The organism is Exiguobacterium sp. CH10 (genome assembly GCF_018617635.1).
GTDB classification, from domain to species: Bacteria; Bacillota; Bacilli; order Exiguobacteriales; family Exiguobacteriaceae; genus Exiguobacterium; species Exiguobacterium aestuarii_A.
Genome location: NZ_JACSKO010000002.1, coordinates 205,947 through 224,206 on the forward strand (window position 1 = coordinate 205,947; position 18,260 = coordinate 224,206).

Here is an 18,260-nt window from a genome sequence, read left to right on the forward strand (position 1 = left end):
CAATGCAATCTGAACAAAAAGACATCCGCTTCATCATTGAACGCCAAGATGGACCGGATCAAGCGACATATACTGAAGAATTCACGGTGCCGTACCGTCCGAACATGAACGTGATCTCGGCATTGATGGAAATCCGCCGTAACCCGGTCAACGCGAACGGCGACAAGACGACACCGATCAACTGGGACATGAACTGTCTCGAGGAAGTATGTGGTGCCTGCTCGATGATCATCAACGGGAAGCCACGCCAATCGTGTACAGCGCTCGTCGATAAACTCGAGCAACCGATCCGCCTCGCTCCGATGAAGACGTTCCCGGTCATCCGTGACCTTCAAGTCGATCGTCAACGCATGTTCGACGCGTTGAAAAAAGTGAAGGCATGGGTTCCAATCGATGGAACGTATGACCTCGGTCCAGGACCGCGTATGCCAGAAAACAAACGTCAATGGGCATACGAGTTATCGAAATGTATGACATGTGGGGTTTGTCTTGAAGCGTGTCCGAACGTCAACGACAAGTCGGACTTCATCGGTCCAGCTGCGATTTCGCAAGTCCGTCTCTTCAACTCGCATCCAACAGGTGCCTTCCACGCGGAAGACCGCCTCGAAGCCCTTATGGAAGACGGAGGCATCATGCAGTGCGGAAACGCACAAAACTGTGTCGAAGTTTGTCCGAAAGGCATTCCGCTCACGACGTCTATCGCTTCGATGAACCGTCAAACGACGCTTCACTCGTTCAAACAGTTCTTCGGTAGTGACAAAGGTCGCACCGGTTCTGCGGTCGAGGCATAAGCGAGCCGATGACCAAGTACTTTCGAGAGCCAGGTTGGGAAACACGTGTCAAAGCAGGGGTCGCGCTCGATGTGAAAGTCCGCTTTTCGGAGTGCGATCCGTACGGTCACATGAACAACACGATCCCGTTCATCTATTTCGAAGATGCGCGAATCGAGTTGTTAGAAGCGACAGGATTCTCCTTGAAGGACGGGTTTGTCGTCGTCGCCGATGCGCAATGTGACTATGTTCGACAAGTCATGCCACGTCAACAGCTGACCGTGCATGCCAATATCTTGACGGTCGGAAACACTTCATGTGATATTCATTACGGGGCATATGACGGAGAACAACTCCTCTTCGCGGGACGAACGAGCCTCGTTCATTTGACGAAGGAAGGTCGTCCAACGGAATGGACTCCGGAATATAAAAACCGCTTGCAGAATTTTTGCGAATCCGCTATCATTTGATAATGAGTTCACAAACAAAAAATATTCTGCCGGTTCGCCTGTAGAATTGAATTTTGAAGGGAGACCATCATCTCATGGAAAAAACGTTCACAGTCGTTGCTGATTCAGGAATTCACGCTCGTCCAGCTACTCAGTTGGTTAACACAGCTTCTAAGTTCCAATCAGACATCAACCTCGAGTACAATGGTAAAACAGTTAACTTGAAGTCGATCATGGGTGTACTTTCACTCGGTATCGCAAAAGATTCTACAATCAAGATCACTGCTGAAGGTGAAGATGCAGAAGAAGCGATCAACACGCTTTCTGACATGCTCACTAGCGAAGGTCTTGCTCAGTAATTCGGGTAAGGGACGAGGCGCCACTGGCGACCTCGTCTTTTTTTGTCATGGGAACGTTTCTTTTTCCGTCTGATGTTTTTTGGTAAGATAGGTGAGAATGGAAGTGATGCAAAATGAAACGAGCGATTGGAGTCCTCGATTCAGGAGTCGGCGGGTTGACGGTAGTCAAAGAATTGATGCGCCAACTCCCTAAAGAAGAAATCATCTATATCGGCGATACGGAACGCTGTCCATACGGGCCGCGTCCGCACGATGAGATTGAAGCTTATACATGGGAACTCATTGAGTTTCTATTGAAGAAAGACGTCAAAATGATTGTCATCGCCTGTAACACGGCGACGGCGGTTGTTTTGAAAGAGGCGCGGAAACGCCTCGATATCCCGGTCATCGGTGTCATCGACCCAGGTGCCCGCGCGGCTGTCAAAGGGACACGCAACAAACATATCGGTGTCATTGGTACGAAGATGACGATTGAGAGCGCTTCGTATGAGAAGGCGCTTCGTCACGTGGCTGGTGAAGTCGACGTGTACTCACTCGCTTGCCCGCCTTTTGTCCCGCTCGTCGAAGCGGGGGACGTGTCGGGAGACCGCGTCCGTCAAATTGTGGAAGAGACGCTGCGTCCACTACAATCTTCCGAGATGGATACACTCATTCTCGGTTGTACGCACTATCCGATTCTTGCGCCTGTCATCCAGGACGTGGTCGGACCGAACGTGCACCTCATCTCGTCGGGTGACGAGACGGCGCTTGAAGTCGCAGCGATGCTTGATTATCAAGAGCTTGAGAACGGATTAGATACTGTCCCATCCCATGCCTTTTATGCGACGGGGGATATTGAACTGTTTGACCGACTAGCGAGCGAATGGCTCGGTCGTCCGGTTCATGCGGAGAAAGTCGAGGTGACCGGCATTGCGTGATACGAGACGATTTGATGAATTACGAACAGTCGAGATCGTACCTCATGTGAATAAGCATGCGGAAGGGTCTGTCCTCATTTCGATTGGTGATACGAAAGTGATTTGTACAGCGACTGTCGAAGAACGTGTTCCGAACTTCCTTCGCGGGAAGAAGCAAGGCTGGATCAATGCCGAGTATGCGATGTTGCCACGTGCGACAGGTGACCGGACTGTCCGAGAAGCGGTACGTGGGAAACAATCGGGTCGGACGATGGAGATTCAGCGTCTCATCGCCCGATCACTCCGCTCGGTCGTGGACTTGGAAAGTCTTGGCGAACGCACGATTTGGATTGACTGTGACGTCATCCAAGCGGATGGCGGTACACGTACGGCATCCATCACGGGTGGTTTTTGTGCCCTCGTCCTCGCCGTCGACCGGTTGATCCGTCAAGGGAAACTCGATGATACACCAATCAAAGAAGGCGTCGCAGCCATCTCGGTCGGACGGACCGATGAACTCGTTCTCGACTTGGACTATATGGAAGACGCGGCGGCTGAGGTCGACATGAACGTCGTCATGACGGCGAGCGGTCGGTTCGTCGAAGTTCAGGGGACAGGTGAAGAGGCGACGTTCACGCTTCAAGAGATGAACGAGATGCTCGCGCTCGCGCAACACGGAATCGAATCATTATTCAAGACGGCTGAAGAGGCACTTGGTGCTTCTTGGTGGTACGTCGGAGAACGTTCGGAGGAGACATTATGAAGTTGATCATTGCGACACACAATCCTGAAAAAGTGAAAGAACTAGAAGGGATGTTGACACCGCTCGGATTTGAGGTCGAATCACTACTCGACTATCCGGATGCGCCGGAAACAGATGAGACAGGGACGACATTTGAAGAAAATGCGGCGTTAAAAGCGACGGAAGCAGCTGCCTATTTCGGGCATGCCGTTCTCGCGGACGACTCCGGTCTTGAAGTCGACGCGCTCGATGGGGCACCTGGTGTATATTCAGCTCGCTTCGCCGGTCCTGAAAAGTCGGATGAGGCGAACAATGCGCTTCTTCTTGAAAAATTGAACGGGCAAACGAATCGCGTGGCTCGCTTCGTCTGTGCCCTCTGCCTGGCGAAACCGACAGGAGAGACGTTGACCGTTCGCGGAACGATTGAAGGGACAATCGGCTATTCCCCACGTGGCGAGAACGGTTTCGGATACGACCCACTCTTTATCGTCCCATCGCTCCACAAGACGGCGGCCGAACTAGAACGTGAAGAAAAAGCGGTCGTCAGTCACCGTGGACAGGCATTACGAAAACTGGAGGCAGAAATCATTCCATTCATGAAAGGATGAAGCTTATGCGTTTTCTAATAGTGAGTGATAGTCATGGTCTGACGGAAGAATTGACAACGATTTTTGAACGACACGAGGCAGAGATTGATGACGCGTTCCATTGCGGCGATTCACAACTCGCACTTGTCGATGAACATCTATTGCCGTATCGAACGGTCCGTGGGAATTGTGATTTTGGTGGAGACCTTCCGCTCGAACGGATCGAGACGACGGATGCCGGCACAATCCTCATCGTCCACGGGCATCATCACGACGTCAAATTCGACTTGAATCGATTGCGTTACCGGGCGGAAGAGGTCGGTGCGAACGTCGTCTTGTTCGGTCACTCGCATGTGGCAGGTGCTTTGATCGAGGATGGGGTCGTCTACATCAACCCGGGTTCGATTCGTATGCCACGTGGACGTTCGGACAAAACGTATGCGCTTCTTGACTTAGAAAAAGGGGAAGCAGCGGTACGTTTTTATCGCTCGGAAGACGGTTCTCACGTCGAAGATTTGGACATCGCAGGAAAACTATGAGTTTCGAATGGGAAATCGATTGACAGGAAACCATTTTTCTATTATAGTTTTCATGTCAATGTCCCAATAGCTCAGCAGGATAGAGCAACGGCCTTCTAAGCCGTCGGTCGGGGGTTCGAATCCCTCTTGGGACGCTTCCATTAAAATAGAGATGTTCTCTACGGAGAACGTCTCTTTTTTCATTTTCCGGGAAATCGATTGACAAGGAATCGCGTCCTAACGGAAGATGAAAGGGAATGGAAGAGAGGGTGAGGGAAGATGGAGAAGGAAAAGGACCAGGACTATCCGTTCCCCGGGAATTGGTCGCGTCTGCATAAGATGATTCAAGAAGCAGATGCTTCTGGGGAGCGACAGCGGATCGAACCGATTTTATGGGATTGGTATCAGGCGATTCCGGGTGACCCGTTTATTTTCATGGAAATCTTCCAATGTGCGATGGAAAAACCGGACGACCCGGAAACGCTCGAGAAGTTGCAGGAACTCGTCGCCATCCAGATGGCGGAAGCGGAAGAACCGGCTTCGGGCGGATTACAGATCGCGCAGTATTACATCATGCGGGACCAGCCGTTTGAAGCGGCGCACTGGATCAACCAGTACCTCGAATGGCAAGACAAAAAGGATACGGTCAACACACAGGCACATCAAGTGCTTCAAGTGTTGAAGATGACCGAGTTTCCGGCGGCCATCGCCAAATTGAAACGGACGTTGACGCGCGGCAGTACAGGGGAACAAATCGAGGCGTTGCAACATGTTCATTTCAATATCGATTCGGTGCTCGACAATGTGCTGCATGAGCTACTCGTATCCAAGCGACCGAAGCTCGTCAAATTAATCGTGTTAGAGAAAGCTTTTGCCGAACTGGCGGTCATCAAGTGGTCGGATGGGGATTCGACGAACGAGATGTCGCAAATGGAGGCAACATCGCACATCGAGACGTGGGAGAAGACCGTCCTCTCGCTTCAGAAATCAGTTGAGGGCGATGAGATCGGGACTCAGTTGTTGATGAACTATATGTATACGCATTATCCGTATGTGCCGGCTGAAATGGCGGACGTGGAGCAGGCGCTCGTACAGGCGAAACAAGCGATTTTGCATGACGAGGCAGTCGACGGTTTGGCAGCTGCGATTTTAGAGGCGGATCTGCGCTTCACACAGGCGTTATTAGACTAAATCCTTGTGTGCATACCGAGGATTTATGCTATAATACGGATTGTTGTACATTTTTGTACGGTATAAACGAATTGTTGGAGGGACTTAGCATGACAGCAAAATGGGAAAAAACATCAGGTAGCCAAGGCGTACTCACGTACGAAGCTCCTGCAGAAGCTTTTGATAAAGCAGTTGACGCCGCATTTAAAACAGTCGTCAAAGACTTGAACGTGCCTGGCTTCCGTAAAGGTAAATTGCCACGCCCAATGTTCAACAAAATGTATGGAGAAGAAGCACTCTATCAAGACGCGCTCGACATTCTCTACCGCGACACAATCCAAGGTGCGGTTGAAGAAGCTGGTTTCGAACCAATCGCGCTCGAAAACATCGATGTAGACGGCACGCTCGAGAAAGGCAAACCAGTCGCTTTCAAAGTGACATTCGTGGTTGAGCCAGAAGCTGAGCTTGGCGAATACAAAGGCCTCGAGTACGAAGCTGTTTCAACTGAAGTAACAGAAGACGAAGTAACAGCAGAACTTGAAGCACTTCAACAGCAAGGCGCAGAACTCGCTGTTAAAGAAGGTGCAATCGAAAACGGCGATACAGCTGTATTTGATTTCGCAGGTTTCGCTGACGGTGAGCAGTTCGAAGGCGGCACAGCTGAGAACTACACACTCGAAATCGGTTCTGGTCAATTCATCCCAGGATTCGAAGAGCAAATGGTCGGCATGACTGCTGGTGAAGAAAAAGACGTTGAAGTAACATTCCCTGAAGAGTACCACGCTGAAAACTTAGCGGGTAAACCAGCGACATTCAAAGTCAAACTTCACGAAGTGAAAACAAAACAAGTTCCTGAACTCGACGACGAGTTCGCAAAAGACATCGACGAGTCTGTTTCGACACTCGACGAGTTGAAAGCGAGCATCCGTGAGCGTTTAGAAGCTGGTAAGAAACAAGAAGCTGAAGGTACAATGCGCGACCAACTCGTTGAGCAGGCAACTGCTAACGCAACAATCGACGTACCACAAGTTCTCGTTGACCAAGAAGTAGACCGCATGGTACAAGAGTTCGGTTCACGTGTATCTTCACAAGGAATCGACCTTAACATGTACTTCGAACTCACTGGTACTTCTGAAGAAGCAATGCGCGAAGAGATGAAAGAGCAAGCTGAAGAGCGCGTTAAAGCTCGTCTCGTCTTGAAAGCAATCGCTGACAAAGAAGCAATCGAAGTATCTGACGAAGATGCTGAGAAAGAGCTTGAAGAAATGTCTAAACTTTACAACATCGCACCGGACCAACTCCGTACGATGCTCGCTCCACAAGGCGGTCTTGAGACACTTAAAGGTGACCTCAAATTCCGTAAAGCGATCGACATCCTCGTTGAAAACGGTAAAGCGAAGTAAGTTGATTTTTAGTGGGACGACTGCCTAGCGGTCGTCCTTTTTTCTGTCACAACACTTTGGATGTGTAATTCTTTGAAGTCGCAATATGTTCATGCTACAATTATTTCAACGCAGAGATGTAAAATGTCTTTTCGCGGTGCATCGCACCAGAAAATACAAATCGCGATTTATCGCACTTACATCCATTTTCACCACAGAAGGGGTGTATCGAATGTTCAAATTTAACGAGGAAAAGGGGCAACTCAAGTGCTCGTTTTGCGGAAAATCGCAAGAACAAGTTCGTAAGTTAGTCGCCGGACCAGGCGTATACATTTGCGATGAGTGTATCGAACTTTGCAATGAAATCGTTGAGGAAGAGCTCGGTGTAGAGGAAGAAGTCGAATTCAAAGACATTCCGAAACCACAAGAGATTCGTAACATTCTAGACGATTATGTCATTGGACAAGACCGCGCAAAACGTGCGCTTTCAGTAGCTGTCTATAACCACTATAAACGAATCAACGCCGGCGGCCGTTCAGATGATGTCGAACTTGCGAAGTCGAACATCGTCATGATCGGACCAACTGGTAGCGGGAAGACGCTTCTCGCCCAGACGATGGCTCGCGTCTTGAACGTCCCATTCGCAATCGCGGATGCGACAAGCTTGACGGAAGCGGGTTACGTCGGTGAAGACGTCGAAAATATCTTGCTCAAATTGATCCAATCAGCTGACTACGATGTCGAGAAGGCTGAAAAAGGAATCATCTATATTGATGAGATCGATAAGATTGCTCGTAAGTCTGAAAACCCATCTATTACGCGCGACGTATCCGGTGAAGGCGTTCAGCAGGCACTTCTTAAAATTCTTGAAGGCACGACAGCAAGCGTACCGCCACAAGGTGGACGTAAGCATCCGCATCAAGAATTCATCCAAATCGATACGACAAACATTCTCTTCATCGTCGGCGGAGCATTCGCTGGGATTGAATCGGTCGTCAAACGCCGAATCGGGAAGAAAGTCATCGGTTTCGGAAACGATCAAGAGAATCGCGAGTTGACGCAAGAAGACTTGCTCGCCCGCGCACTTCCTGAAGACCTTCAAAAATTCGGTTTGATTCCTGAGTTCATCGGTCGTTTGCCAGTCATGGCGACGCTCACGACACTCGATGAGGAAGCACTCGTTGAAATCTTGACGAAGCCGAAAAATGCTCTCGTTCGTCAGTACGAGAAAATGCTCGAGCTTGACGATGTCGAATTGACGTTCACAGACGAGGCATTGATCGAAATCGCCAAGCTTGCGATCAAACGTAAGACTGGCGCACGCGGTCTCCGCTCGATTATCGAAGAAATGATGCTCGATGTGATGTTCACCGTCCCATCGCGTGACGATATCGAGAAAGTCATCATCACAGATGAAACGATTACGGGTCTTGCCGGTCCGAAATACGTCCTTCGTGATGGTACTGTCGAACAGACAGGGGACAACAAAGAGACAGCATAATTTGTTAACGAAGAAGGCTCAAACACTCGGCACACTCCGAGTTTTGGGCCTTTTTGCACAGGAGGCGTTGTAGATGGAAAAATTACCAATCCTTCCGTTGCGAGGAGTCGTCGTATATCCGCTCATCGGTGTGACAATCGATGTCGGACGCCCGTTATCACTTCGGGCGCTCCTTGCTGCAAAGGAGCATGAAACGGATTTAATTGTCGTCACTCAAAAAGAAACCGGGAACGAGTCACCAGAACCGGAAGACTTGTACACGATTGGAACACGTGTCCATATCGCCAAGATGAGCGAATTGTCGAACGAGACGATTCGGGTTCGCATCGTCGGGAAAGAGCGTGTCCGCGTCGACTCGGTCGAATCGACGGATGAAGGCTGGTTCGCTAACGTCGAACCACTTGAACTCGCTGAAGGGGAAGAGGTCGAACGTACGGCGCTCGTCCGTCTGTTGAAAGAGCAGTTCGGTAAACTTGTCGCCAACATCAAAGGCATGTCCCCGGACGAACGTCGTCGTTTCGAGATGTATGAGCGACTTGAGTCGCTCACGGACTATATCACGTCGAAACTTGATGTCGATGTCGAACTTCGCCAAGCGATGCTCGAAGAAGCAGATGCGGTCAAACGAGGGCTTGAACTGCTTGAAATCATCGCACACGAGGTGGAAGTGATCGAACTCGAGCAAGAGATGCGCGAGCGGACGAAGAAGTCGATTGAGCAGTCGCAGCGCGAGTATTACTTACGGGAACAGATGAAGACGATTCAACAAGAGCTCGGCGACCAAACGCAAGAGTCTGAGCCGACTCGCCTCCGCGAGAAGTTAGAAGCGCTCGACTTGCCAGAGACGACTCGAAAGAACGTCATGCGTGAAGCAGAGCGATTGAACGTTGTCCCACAAACGTCGCCGGAGTATGCGGTCATCCGTAACTATCTCGACTGGGTCGCATCCCTTCCATGGGGCATCGAGACGGAAGACAAGCTTGATGTGAAACACGCGGCAGAAGTCCTTGACGATGACCATTACGGTTTAGAGTCAGTAAAAGACCGAATCCTCGAATACTTGGCCGTCCGTCAGTTGACGAACTCGCTTCGTGGACCAATCCTTTGTCTCGCCGGACCTCCAGGGGTCGGGAAGACTTCGCTCGCCCGTTCGATCGCCTCGGCGCTTGAACGTCACTTCGTTCGTGTTTCACTAGGTGGGGTACGCGATGAGGCAGAAATCCGTGGTCACCGCCGGACGTATATCGGCGCGATGCCAGGACGTGTCATCCGCGGGTTGAAGCAAGCGGAAAGCAAGAACCCCGTCTTCTTACTCGATGAAATCGACAAGATGGCTTCTGACTTCAGAGGAGACCCGGCGTCGGCGATGCTCGAAGTACTCGACCCAGAGCAAAACGTATCGTTCTCGGACCACTACATCGAAGAACCGTTCGATTTGTCGAACGTCCTCTTCATCGCGACAGCGAACGATGTCTCGCAAATTCCGGCACCGCTCCTTGACCGGATGGAACTCATCCAAATCGGTGGGTATACGGAGCTTGAGAAAGTTGAAATCGCGAAGCGTCACTTAGTGCCGAAACAGTTGAAAGAGCACGGATTGAAGAAGAGCCAATTGACGATCAAAGAAGATGCGCTCTATGAAGTCGTGCGCCGCTACACACGTGAAGCGGGTGTCCGGAACTTAGAACGCGTCATCGGTTCGCTCTGCCGTAAAGCAGCGAAACAAATCGCGATCGGTGAGAAGAAACGAGTCACGATTTCGAAGAAAGCCATCATCACGTATCTCGGAAAACCGAAGTATCGTTACGGAAAAGGAGAGACCGAGGACTCAATCGGTGCAGTGACAGGTCTTGCCTACACGGCGTTCGGTGGAGACACGCTCACAATCGAAGTGGCGCTCGCACCTGGTAAAGGCAAGCTTCAGTTGACGGGTAAACTCGGTGACGTGATGCAGGAGTCGGCACAGACGGCATATAGCTATGTCCGTGCGAATGCGGAGCGGTTCGGGATTGACCCGACGTTCTATGAGCGACAAGACATCCATATCCACGTTCCGGAAGGTGCCGTACCGAAAGACGGACCATCGGCCGGGATCACGATTGCGACAGCACTCATTTCCGCGTTGACCGGGAAGAAAGTCCATCGCGATGTCGGGATGACGGGGGAGATCACACTTCGTGGACGCGTCTTACCGATTGGTGGATTGAAAGAAAAAGCGCTCGCCGCTCATCGGGCCGGGTTGACGACCATCGTCATTCCGAAAGATAATGAGCGAGACATCGATGACATTCAAGAAACGGTGCGTGAGAAACTGACGTTCGTTCCCGTGACGACCCTCGATGAAGTACTAGATGTAGCATTTGGAGGAAATTAAATGAAGATCAACAAAGCAGAATTCGTGACGAGTGCCGTCGCGCCAGACCATTATCCGGTCCATGAGTTACCGGAAGTGGCGCTTGCCGGACGGTCGAACGTCGGGAAGTCGTCGTTCATCAACAAGATTTGCCAACGAAAGGCGCTCGCACGGACGTCTTCAAAACCAGGAAAGACTCAGACCCTCAACTTCTTCAACATCAATGATGAAATCATGTTCGTTGACGTTCCAGGATACGGTTACGCGAAAGTATCGAAGACGGAGCGTGAGAAGTGGGGCGTCATGATGGAGCAATATTTGACGAGTCAAGAGGCGCTTCGCGGTGTCGTCTTACTCGTCGATATCCGTCATGAACCGACGGGTGACGATGTGACGATGTACAACTTCTTGAAGCACTATGACATTCCTGTCATCGTCGTAGCGACGAAGCTCGATAAGATCAAGAAGAGCCAGCGTCAAAAGCACGAGGCAGCGGTAAAACGTAAGCTTCAGTTCGATCCATCTGACCGTTTCGTCGCTTTCTCAGCCGAAACAGCAGAAGGAAAAGACGATGCGTGGAAAGCAATTTATGCACTCATCACGGAAGGTGAATGACGTATGGGCGAAGGGATTCCTTCGCCTTTTTGTTTTTCTCATCCCGCAAGCGGGTAATTATCGTATAATCATAGTTAGTACATAGTCATAATCGTAAACGAGGTGGAGAAATGCAGCGCATGTTTGAAAACAAATGGTACCGCGCCCTCTTTTGGACGCTGACCATCTTTTTAGTCATTTGGGTCGGAACACAGATTTCGTTCGTGTTTGAACCGGTTCAAGTCATTTTGGCACTCGTCACGGTCCCACTCATTGTGGCCGGGCTCTTCTTCTATTTCTTGGTCGGTATCGTCGACTTTTTAGAAAAACGGTTGAAAGGGAAACGTGCACTTGCGGTCGCGATGACATTGATCGGTCTCGTGCTCATCTTTACCATTGTCTTCAGTATTCTCGGACCGGTACTTGCTGAACAAGTCACGTCGCTCATCAATGCGATGCCAAGTATCGCAAAAGAGCTTCAACAACAGGCGTTCGCTGTCCGTGACACGTTGCTCCAAAATGAGTTCTTGTCACGCTTCATGGCGCAAAATGATGAGATGTTCCGCAATTTGACGACGAACATCACGTCGTATTTAGGAGATTTGTTCGGAAACATCGCGTCGTCATTCGGGCAAGTCGTCGGATTCGTGACGTCGGCGGTCATCACAATCGTCGTCATCCCATTCATGCTTCTTTACATGTTGCTTGACGGGAAGCGTCTGCCGGACGCTATCGTCAAACTCTTGCCTTCGAGCTATGAGAAAGAGACACGCCACATCTTGCATGACATGCATGAGACGGTGCGAAGCTATGTCAACGCTCAACTTCTCGTCGCGTTCTTCGTCGGGATCACGTCACTCATCGGTCTTTGGATCGTCGGTGTGGATTATGCTATCTTGCTTGCGCTCTTCATGATGGTGACGAACATCATCCCTTACGTCGGACCGTTCTTAGGTGCCGTACCGGCTGTCATCGTGGCGTTCATTCAAGATCCAATCAAAGTCATCTGGGTCATCGTCGTCATCATTATCGTGCAGCAGATCGAATCGAACGTTATCTCACCGCTCATTCAAGGGAAGTCCTTGAAAGTCCACCCGCTTACGATCATCATCGTCTTGCTCGTGGCTGGGAATTTGGCCGGGATTATCGGGATGCTCATCGCCGTACCGTTCTATGCGGTCGCCAAAACGGTTGTCCAGAATATCGTTCGCATCTATAAATTACGGGAGCGCGAACAATATTTAGACAAAGAAGAGACAGAAAGTTCGATTATCACGGATCCGAATTCACCAAATTCATAAGAATAAGGGTAGAAATGGGGTTTCGCCATTTCTACTTCTTTTTGTCACAAAAAGTTCTTATTTTATTTCAGGAAAATCAAACAGAAGATTATAGTTACCAGATAAGAACTGTTATAATGTACGGTAGAGATTGAAAAAAAGAAGAGACAACCGTCGGTGGATTTTAGATGAGGGGAAGAGATACATGCATATTGTCGTCGTTGGACTAAATAACAAGACAGCCCCTGTCGCGATTCGGGAGCAGTTCTCGTTTGGGGAGCAAGAAATCGTGGATGCGATGATTGCACTTCGCGAAGAGAAGAGCATTTTCGAGTCGGTTATTTTGTCTACGTGTAACCGGACGGAGCTGTACGTCGTGACAGATCAACTCCATACTGGACGTTATTACACGAAACGTTTCTTGGCGAACTGGTTCAACCTAGAGATGGAGCAGTTCACACCATACTTGTCGATTCGAGAAGGGGAAGAGGCGATTCGTCACTTATTCCGTGTCACATCGGGCCTCGACTCGATGATCATCGGGGAAACACAAATTTTAGGTCAGGTGAAGACGAGTTTCTTCCGTGCCCAAGAGCATGGAACGACAGGAACGGTCTTCAACAAATTATTTAAAGAAGCGGTCACACTCGCCAAGCGCGCCCATACGGACACGCAAATTGGGGAAATGTCTGTATCGGTCAGCTCGGCCGCCGTGACGCTCGCGCAAGAAATGTACCAACAGCTCGAAGATAAGCAAGTCGTCGTCGTCGGGGCCGGAGAGACCGGTGAATTGACGACACTCAACTTGTTCGAGGCTGGTGCCAAACAGATCGCCGTCTTCAACCGGACGGAGAGCAAAGCGAAAGCAGTAGCGGATAAGTTCAAAGGTCGTGCCCATTCGATTCGTGAAATCGCATGTGGTTTACTCGATGCGGATATTTTGATCAGTTCGACCGGAGCGAAAGACGCCGTCATCGGATATGACGATGTAGCAGCTGCACAATTGTTGCGCCGTGAACGTCCACTTCTTCTCATTGACATTGCTGTGCCGCGAGATATCGATCCAGCGGTCGCGACACTTCCAGGTGTTCATTTGTTCGATGTCGATGATTTGAATGGAATCGTCAACAAGAATCTCGAAGCTCGTCTCCTCGAGGCCGAGAAGATCGAGATGAAGATCGATGAAGCGATTCAAGAGTTCCAAACATGGCTCGTCACGCTCGGTGTCGTGCCGATCATGAACGAGTTGCGTGCCCGTGCCCTTGATATTCAAGAAGACACGATGACGAGTCTAGAGCGTAAGCTCGACCACTTGTCGGCGCGCGACAAGAAAGTCATCGGGAAGCATATGAAGTCCATCATCAACCAGATGCTTCGTGATCCGATCGACTACATTAAAGACGCAGCGGCACAGCCGGACGCAAACGTTCGAATTGCCCAGTTTGTCGAGACGTTCGGACTCGATGTCGAGTTGCCAGAACAGCCGGTAGACGAAGTGGAAGAAACAGATGCCACTTCTGCCAAAGCACCACTTCGCGCATTGATGCGCTAACAAGATATAAAAGGCGACATGTGTCGCCTTTTTCTATGAAGGAGAGACTCAACATGCGAAAAATCATCGTCGGCTCACGCCGTTCCCAACTTGCCATGACTCAAACGAAATGGGTCATCGAACAATTGAAACAAGCCGGAGCACAAAATGAGTTCGAGATTAAAGAAATCGTGACGAAAGGGGATCAAATCGTCGACGTACAATTGTCAAAAGTCGGCGGGAAAGGTCTATTCGTCAAAGAGATTCAACAACAGATGCTCGATGGAGATATCGACTTCGCCGTCCACAGCATGAAGGACGTTCCAGCCGAACTTCCGGAAGAACTCTATATCAGCTGCATGCCAAAACGTGTCGACGCGCGTGACGTCCTCATCTGCGAGAACGGCTACACGTTCGAGACGCTTCCGAAAGGTTCGATCGTCGGAACGAGCTCGCTCCGTCGTGGGGCACAGATCTTAGCGGCACGTCCGGACCTTGAGATTCAATGGATCCGCGGAAACATCGACACTCGTCTGAAGAAGTTGGATTCGGAGAACTACAACGCCATCTTGCTCGCAAAAGCCGGGCTCGAACGGATGGGTTGGACGGGCCGTGTCGACTTCGAAGCGCTTGACCCGGACGTCATGGTACCTGCTGTCGGACAAGGCGTACTCGCCATCGAGAGCCGTAAAGACGATGCAGAGGTAACGGCAGTGCTTCAGTTGTTACATGATGATGTGACGGCAAAAGCCGCGACAGCGGAACGGACTTTCTTAAAAGCCATCGAGGGAAGCTGTCACGTCCCGGTCGGCGGTTACGCGACGGTCGACGGTGATGAAGTGACGCTCACGGGCCTCATCGCGTCAGTGGACGGGAAAGAAGTGCTCCGCGTGACGAAAACGTCAAAGGACGGGGTCGCACTCGGAATGGACGTCGCAGAAGAATTGCTTGGACGTGGCGGGCGTGAAATCCTCGCCTCGGTCAATGAGTGACGTCTGGTACACGGGAACGAAACGAATGACCGCTTCGCAACGGGCGCTGCTCGAGGCGAGCGGTCTTTCCGTTCATCATGTCCCGCTCATTCAGACGAGAGAGACGCACGTCCCACCACCCGTGGAACGATTCGATTGGCTCGTCGTCACGAGCCAGAACGCGGTGCCCGCGCTTCGAAATCTGAAGCGTGACGTTAAAGTCGCTGCTGTCGGTGAGAAGACGAAGCGGGCGCTTGAAGCGGAAGGGTTTATCGTCTCGCTCATGCCGGAGACGTATACGGGTGAGGCGCTCTTTGAGCAGTTACGCGATGTCGTTTCCGCCGATGAGGTCGTCTTGTTCGCGCGTGGCAATTTGGCGAACACGTCGCATATGACGATGCTCTCTCACGTGCAGGACTGGGTCGTCTACGAGACGATTCCTGTGCCGTTGACACCGGCGCAACAGCAACAACTCGAGACCGTGAAGGCGCTGCTCGTCTTGAGCCCGTCGGCCGTCGAGGCGCTCACACCGCACTTGTCCCGCTTCACCGGGACGTGGTACGCCATCGGCGAAGTGACCGAACGTGCCGTCCGACAAGTGTCGACGTTACCGGTACGAGTGCCAGAATGTTATACTATGGATGCATTAATACAGTGTGTAGGGGAGGATTTTTCATGAACCAGTTTGACCGTCACCGTCGTCTTCGCTCATCGAAGTCGATGCGTGCCCTCGTACGTGAAAATCATGTTCGGAAAGAAGATTTGATTTACCCACTCTTCATCATTGAAGGGACTAACATTAAACGTGAAGTCAGCTCGATGCCTGGCGTCTTTAATTATTCACTTGACCGACTCGAAGAAGAGATCAAAGAAATCGTCGACCTCGGTCTCCAATCCGTGCTCTTGTTCGGCGTGCCGGAACATAAAGACCCGGAAGGCAGTGAAGCGTATCACGACCACGGTATCGTCCAAGAAGCGATCCGTAAAGTGAAAGAGTGGGCGCCACAGCTCACGGTCATCGCCGATACGTGTCTGTGTGAATACACGTCTACAGGTCACTGTGGCCTCGTGAAGGACGGGGACGTCGATAACGACGCATCGCTTCCACTGCACGTCCAGACGGCGATCACGCAAGCACAAGCGGGTGCCGATATCATCGCGCCGAGCTCGATGATGGACGGATTCGTCGCAGCCATCCGTGAAGGTCTCGACCAAAACGGATTCAGCCACATCCCGATCATGAGCTATGGCGTAAAATATGCGTCGGCGTATTACGGACCGTTCCGTGACGCTGCCCAATCGGCTCCTGGTGAAGGCGACCGTAAAGGTTATCAGATGGACCCGGCGAACCGTCGTGAGGCGTTCCGCGAGTCACAATCGGACGTCGAACAAGGTGCCGACTTCATGATCGTCAAACCGGCTCTCGCGTTCATGGACATCATCCGTGATATGCGCGACTCACTCGATATGCCAATCGTGGCGTATAACGTGAGCGGAGAGTACGCGATGATTAAAGCCGCGTCACTCAACGACTGGGTCGACGAAGAGCGCATCGTTATGGAGACGATGGTCGGATTCAAACGTGCCGGTGCCGATCTCATCGTCACGTATTTCGCAAAAGACGTCTGTCGCTATTTGGAAGGAGACTACGCATGACATACAACCAAACGCGCTCACAAGAAGCGTTCGAACAAGCCCGCCCACTCATGCCAGGCGGTGTCAACAGTCCGGTCCGTGCCTATAAATCGGTCGGTATGACGCCAATCTTCGCCGAACGTGGTGAAGGTTCACGCGTCTATGACATCGATGGCAACGAGTATATCGATTACGTCCTCTCATGGGGACCACTCATCCTCGGTCACCGTGACCCTGTCGTCACGAAAGCGATTCAAGAACAAGCTGAAAAAGGCTGGACGTTCGGAACGCCGACCGAGCTCGAGACGAAGATGGCAGAACTCGTCATCGACCGCGTCCCATCAATCGAGATGGTTCGTATGGTCAACTCGGGTACGGAAGCGACGATGGCGGCACTTCGCCTCGCACGCGGCTATACAGGGAAGACGAAGATCTTGAAGTTCGAAGGATGCTACCACGGACACGGTGACTCGCTTCTCATTAAAGCCGGTTCTGGTGTCGCAACACTCGGTCTCCCGGACTCACCAGGTGTACCGAAAGAACTCGCGAGCCATACGCTCACCGTTCCTTACAACGATTTGGACGCTGTCCGCGTCGCGTTTGAGAAATACGGCGACGATCTCGCTGGTGTCATCGTCGAACCAGCGGCTGGAAACATGGGCTTCGTACCACCACAACCAGGATTCCTCGAAGGACTCCGTGAAATCACGGAACAAAATGGTGCGCTTCTCATCTTTGATGAGGTCATGACGGGCTTCCGTGTCGGGTATAACTGTGCTCAAGGATACTTCGGTGTCACACCGGACCTCACATGTCTCGGTAAGGTCATTGGCGGCGGACTTCCGGTCGGTGCTTACGGCGGGAAACGCGAAATCATGGAACAGATTGCGCCGCAAGGTCCAATCTATCAAGCGGGTACGCTCTCAGGTAACCCACTCGCGATGATTGCTGGTTACACGACACTCTCGCAACTCAAACCGGAGCACTATGCGGAGTTCGAGCGTAAAGCAGACCGTCTCGCGGAAGGTTTCACGAAGGCTGGTGAGAAATACAACATCCCGCACGACACGAACCGTGCCGGCTCGATGTTTGGTTTCTTCTTCACGAACGAGAAAGTGACGAACTTCGAGAAAGCGAAATCGGCGAATCTCGAGATGTTCCGTTCGTACTATCAGAAGATGGCAGCGCGCGGCGTATTCTTGCCACCGTCACAGTTCGAAGGATTGTTCCTCTCGACGGCGCATACGGATGAGGATATCGAGAAGACGATTGCAGCGGTCGAAGCGACGTTTAAAGAGCTTCAAGAAGAGTTTTCACTCTAATCTTGACTGCTGACGTTTCTGTCGCTACAATTATTTAACAGATACGATGAAAAGCATTGATGAGGAGTAGTACGCATCATCCATTCCTTTTTAGAGACGCGACCGCTTGGTGAAAGGTTGCGAGGGATGGACGCGGAAGTCGCCTCGGAGCTGACTTTCTGAATGGAGTAAGAAAGTTCGGTCCATCGACCGTTATTCGA

The 18,260-nt window shown here is 51.2% G+C and carries 18 protein-coding genes, 1 tRNA gene and 1 other annotated feature (1 of these 20 only partly in view); all 19 genes read left to right on the forward strand.

Annotation, left to right across the window (positions count from 1 at the left end; genetic code table 11):
* Positions 1-2 precede the first annotated feature (2 nt).
* The 19 genes from sdhB (at position 3) to hemL (ending at position 18,060) form a co-directional block, all read left to right on the forward strand.
* On the forward strand, positions 3-791 hold the full coding sequence (gene sdhB / locus KNP04_RS07855; RefSeq protein WP_193343274.1) for a succinate dehydrogenase iron-sulfur subunit: 789 nt from the start codon (positions 3-5) through the stop codon (positions 789-791).
* Between the two features lie 8 nt (positions 792-799).
* A complete protein-coding gene (locus KNP04_RS07860) occupies positions 800-1,240 on the forward strand; it encodes an acyl-CoA thioesterase (protein ID WP_074032771.1) in 441 nt (146 codons plus the stop codon).
* Between the two features lie 74 nt (positions 1,241-1,314).
* A complete protein-coding gene (locus KNP04_RS07865) occupies positions 1,315-1,578 on the forward strand; it encodes a phosphocarrier protein HPr (protein WP_015881106.1) in 264 nt (87 codons plus the stop codon).
* 113 nt (positions 1,579-1,691) lie between these two features.
* Positions 1,692-2,495, forward strand: a complete 804-nt coding sequence (racE, locus tag KNP04_RS07870) for a glutamate racemase (RefSeq protein WP_214819366.1) — start codon at positions 1,692-1,694, stop codon at positions 2,493-2,495.
* Positions 2,488-3,237, forward strand: a complete 750-nt coding sequence (gene rph / locus KNP04_RS07875) for a ribonuclease PH (RefSeq protein ID WP_214875281.1) — start codon at positions 2,488-2,490, stop codon at positions 3,235-3,237. Before racE ends, rph begins: the two co-directional genes overlap by 8 nt.
* Positions 3,234-3,824, forward strand: coding sequence for an XTP/dITP diphosphatase (locus KNP04_RS07880; RefSeq protein ID WP_214875282.1), 591 nt, complete (start codon positions 3,234-3,236; stop codon positions 3,822-3,824). The genes rph and KNP04_RS07880 overlap by 4 nt, the downstream gene beginning before the upstream one ends.
* A gap of 5 nt (positions 3,825-3,829) precedes the next feature.
* Positions 3,830-4,342, forward strand: coding sequence for a metallophosphoesterase family protein (locus KNP04_RS07885; protein ID WP_214875283.1), 513 nt, complete (start codon positions 3,830-3,832; stop codon positions 4,340-4,342).
* Positions 4,343-4,402: 60 nt separating this feature from the next.
* Positions 4,403-4,476 (forward strand) — tRNA-Arg (locus tag KNP04_RS07890).
* A gap of 124 nt (positions 4,477-4,600) precedes the next feature.
* On the forward strand, positions 4,601-5,512 hold the full coding sequence (locus KNP04_RS07895) for a hypothetical protein (protein WP_214819372.1): 912 nt from the start codon (positions 4,601-4,603) through the stop codon (positions 5,510-5,512).
* An 89-nt stretch (positions 5,513-5,601) separates the two neighbouring features.
* Entirely contained in the window at positions 5,602-6,894 is a 1,293-nt protein-coding gene (gene tig, locus KNP04_RS07900) for a trigger factor (RefSeq protein WP_214749748.1), read from the forward strand.
* 211 nt (positions 6,895-7,105) lie between these two features.
* A complete protein-coding gene (clpX, locus tag KNP04_RS07905) occupies positions 7,106-8,374 on the forward strand; it encodes an ATP-dependent protease ATP-binding subunit ClpX (RefSeq protein WP_015881113.1) in 1,269 nt (422 codons plus the stop codon).
* A gap of 73 nt (positions 8,375-8,447) precedes the next feature.
* Positions 8,448-10,748, forward strand: coding sequence for an endopeptidase La (gene lon / locus KNP04_RS07910; RefSeq protein ID WP_214875284.1), 2,301 nt, complete (start codon positions 8,448-8,450; stop codon positions 10,746-10,748).
* A complete protein-coding gene (gene yihA, locus KNP04_RS07915; RefSeq protein ID WP_074032795.1) occupies positions 10,749-11,342 on the forward strand; it encodes a ribosome biogenesis GTP-binding protein YihA/YsxC in 594 nt (197 codons plus the stop codon). It begins immediately after the preceding gene.
* A 110-nt stretch (positions 11,343-11,452) separates the two neighbouring features.
* Entirely contained in the window at positions 11,453-12,622 is a 1,170-nt protein-coding gene (locus KNP04_RS07920) for an AI-2E family transporter (protein WP_214875285.1), read from the forward strand.
* Between the two features lie 184 nt (positions 12,623-12,806).
* Positions 12,807-14,153 (forward strand): glutamyl-tRNA reductase, encoded by a 1,347-nt coding sequence (hemA, locus tag KNP04_RS07925; protein ID WP_214760507.1) that lies wholly within the window; start codon positions 12,807-12,809, stop codon positions 14,151-14,153.
* Positions 14,154-14,206: 53 nt separating this feature from the next.
* Positions 14,207-15,124 carry a hydroxymethylbilane synthase gene (gene hemC / locus KNP04_RS07930; protein WP_214875286.1) on the forward strand — a complete coding sequence of 306 codons (918 nt, stop codon included), beginning with the start codon at positions 14,207-14,209 and terminating at the stop codon, positions 15,122-15,124.
* The gene (locus tag KNP04_RS07935) at positions 15,117-15,782 is read left to right on the forward strand and encodes a uroporphyrinogen-III synthase (protein ID WP_251129889.1); all 666 of its coding nucleotides are present in this window, start codon (positions 15,117-15,119) and stop codon (positions 15,780-15,782) included. The genes hemC and KNP04_RS07935 overlap by 8 nt, the downstream gene beginning before the upstream one ends.
* Positions 15,779-16,759 (forward strand): porphobilinogen synthase, encoded by a 981-nt coding sequence (gene hemB, locus KNP04_RS07940; protein ID WP_015881120.1) that lies wholly within the window; start codon positions 15,779-15,781, stop codon positions 16,757-16,759. Before KNP04_RS07935 ends, hemB begins: the two co-directional genes overlap by 4 nt.
* The gene (gene hemL / locus KNP04_RS07945; protein WP_214813698.1) at positions 16,756-18,060 is read left to right on the forward strand and encodes a glutamate-1-semialdehyde 2,1-aminomutase; all 1,305 of its coding nucleotides are present in this window, start codon (positions 16,756-16,758) and stop codon (positions 18,058-18,060) included. The genes hemB and hemL overlap by 4 nt, the downstream gene beginning before the upstream one ends.
* 47 nt (positions 18,061-18,107) lie before the next feature.
* Positions 18,108-18,260, forward strand: a binding site (T-box leader) (it continues 70 nt past the right edge of the window).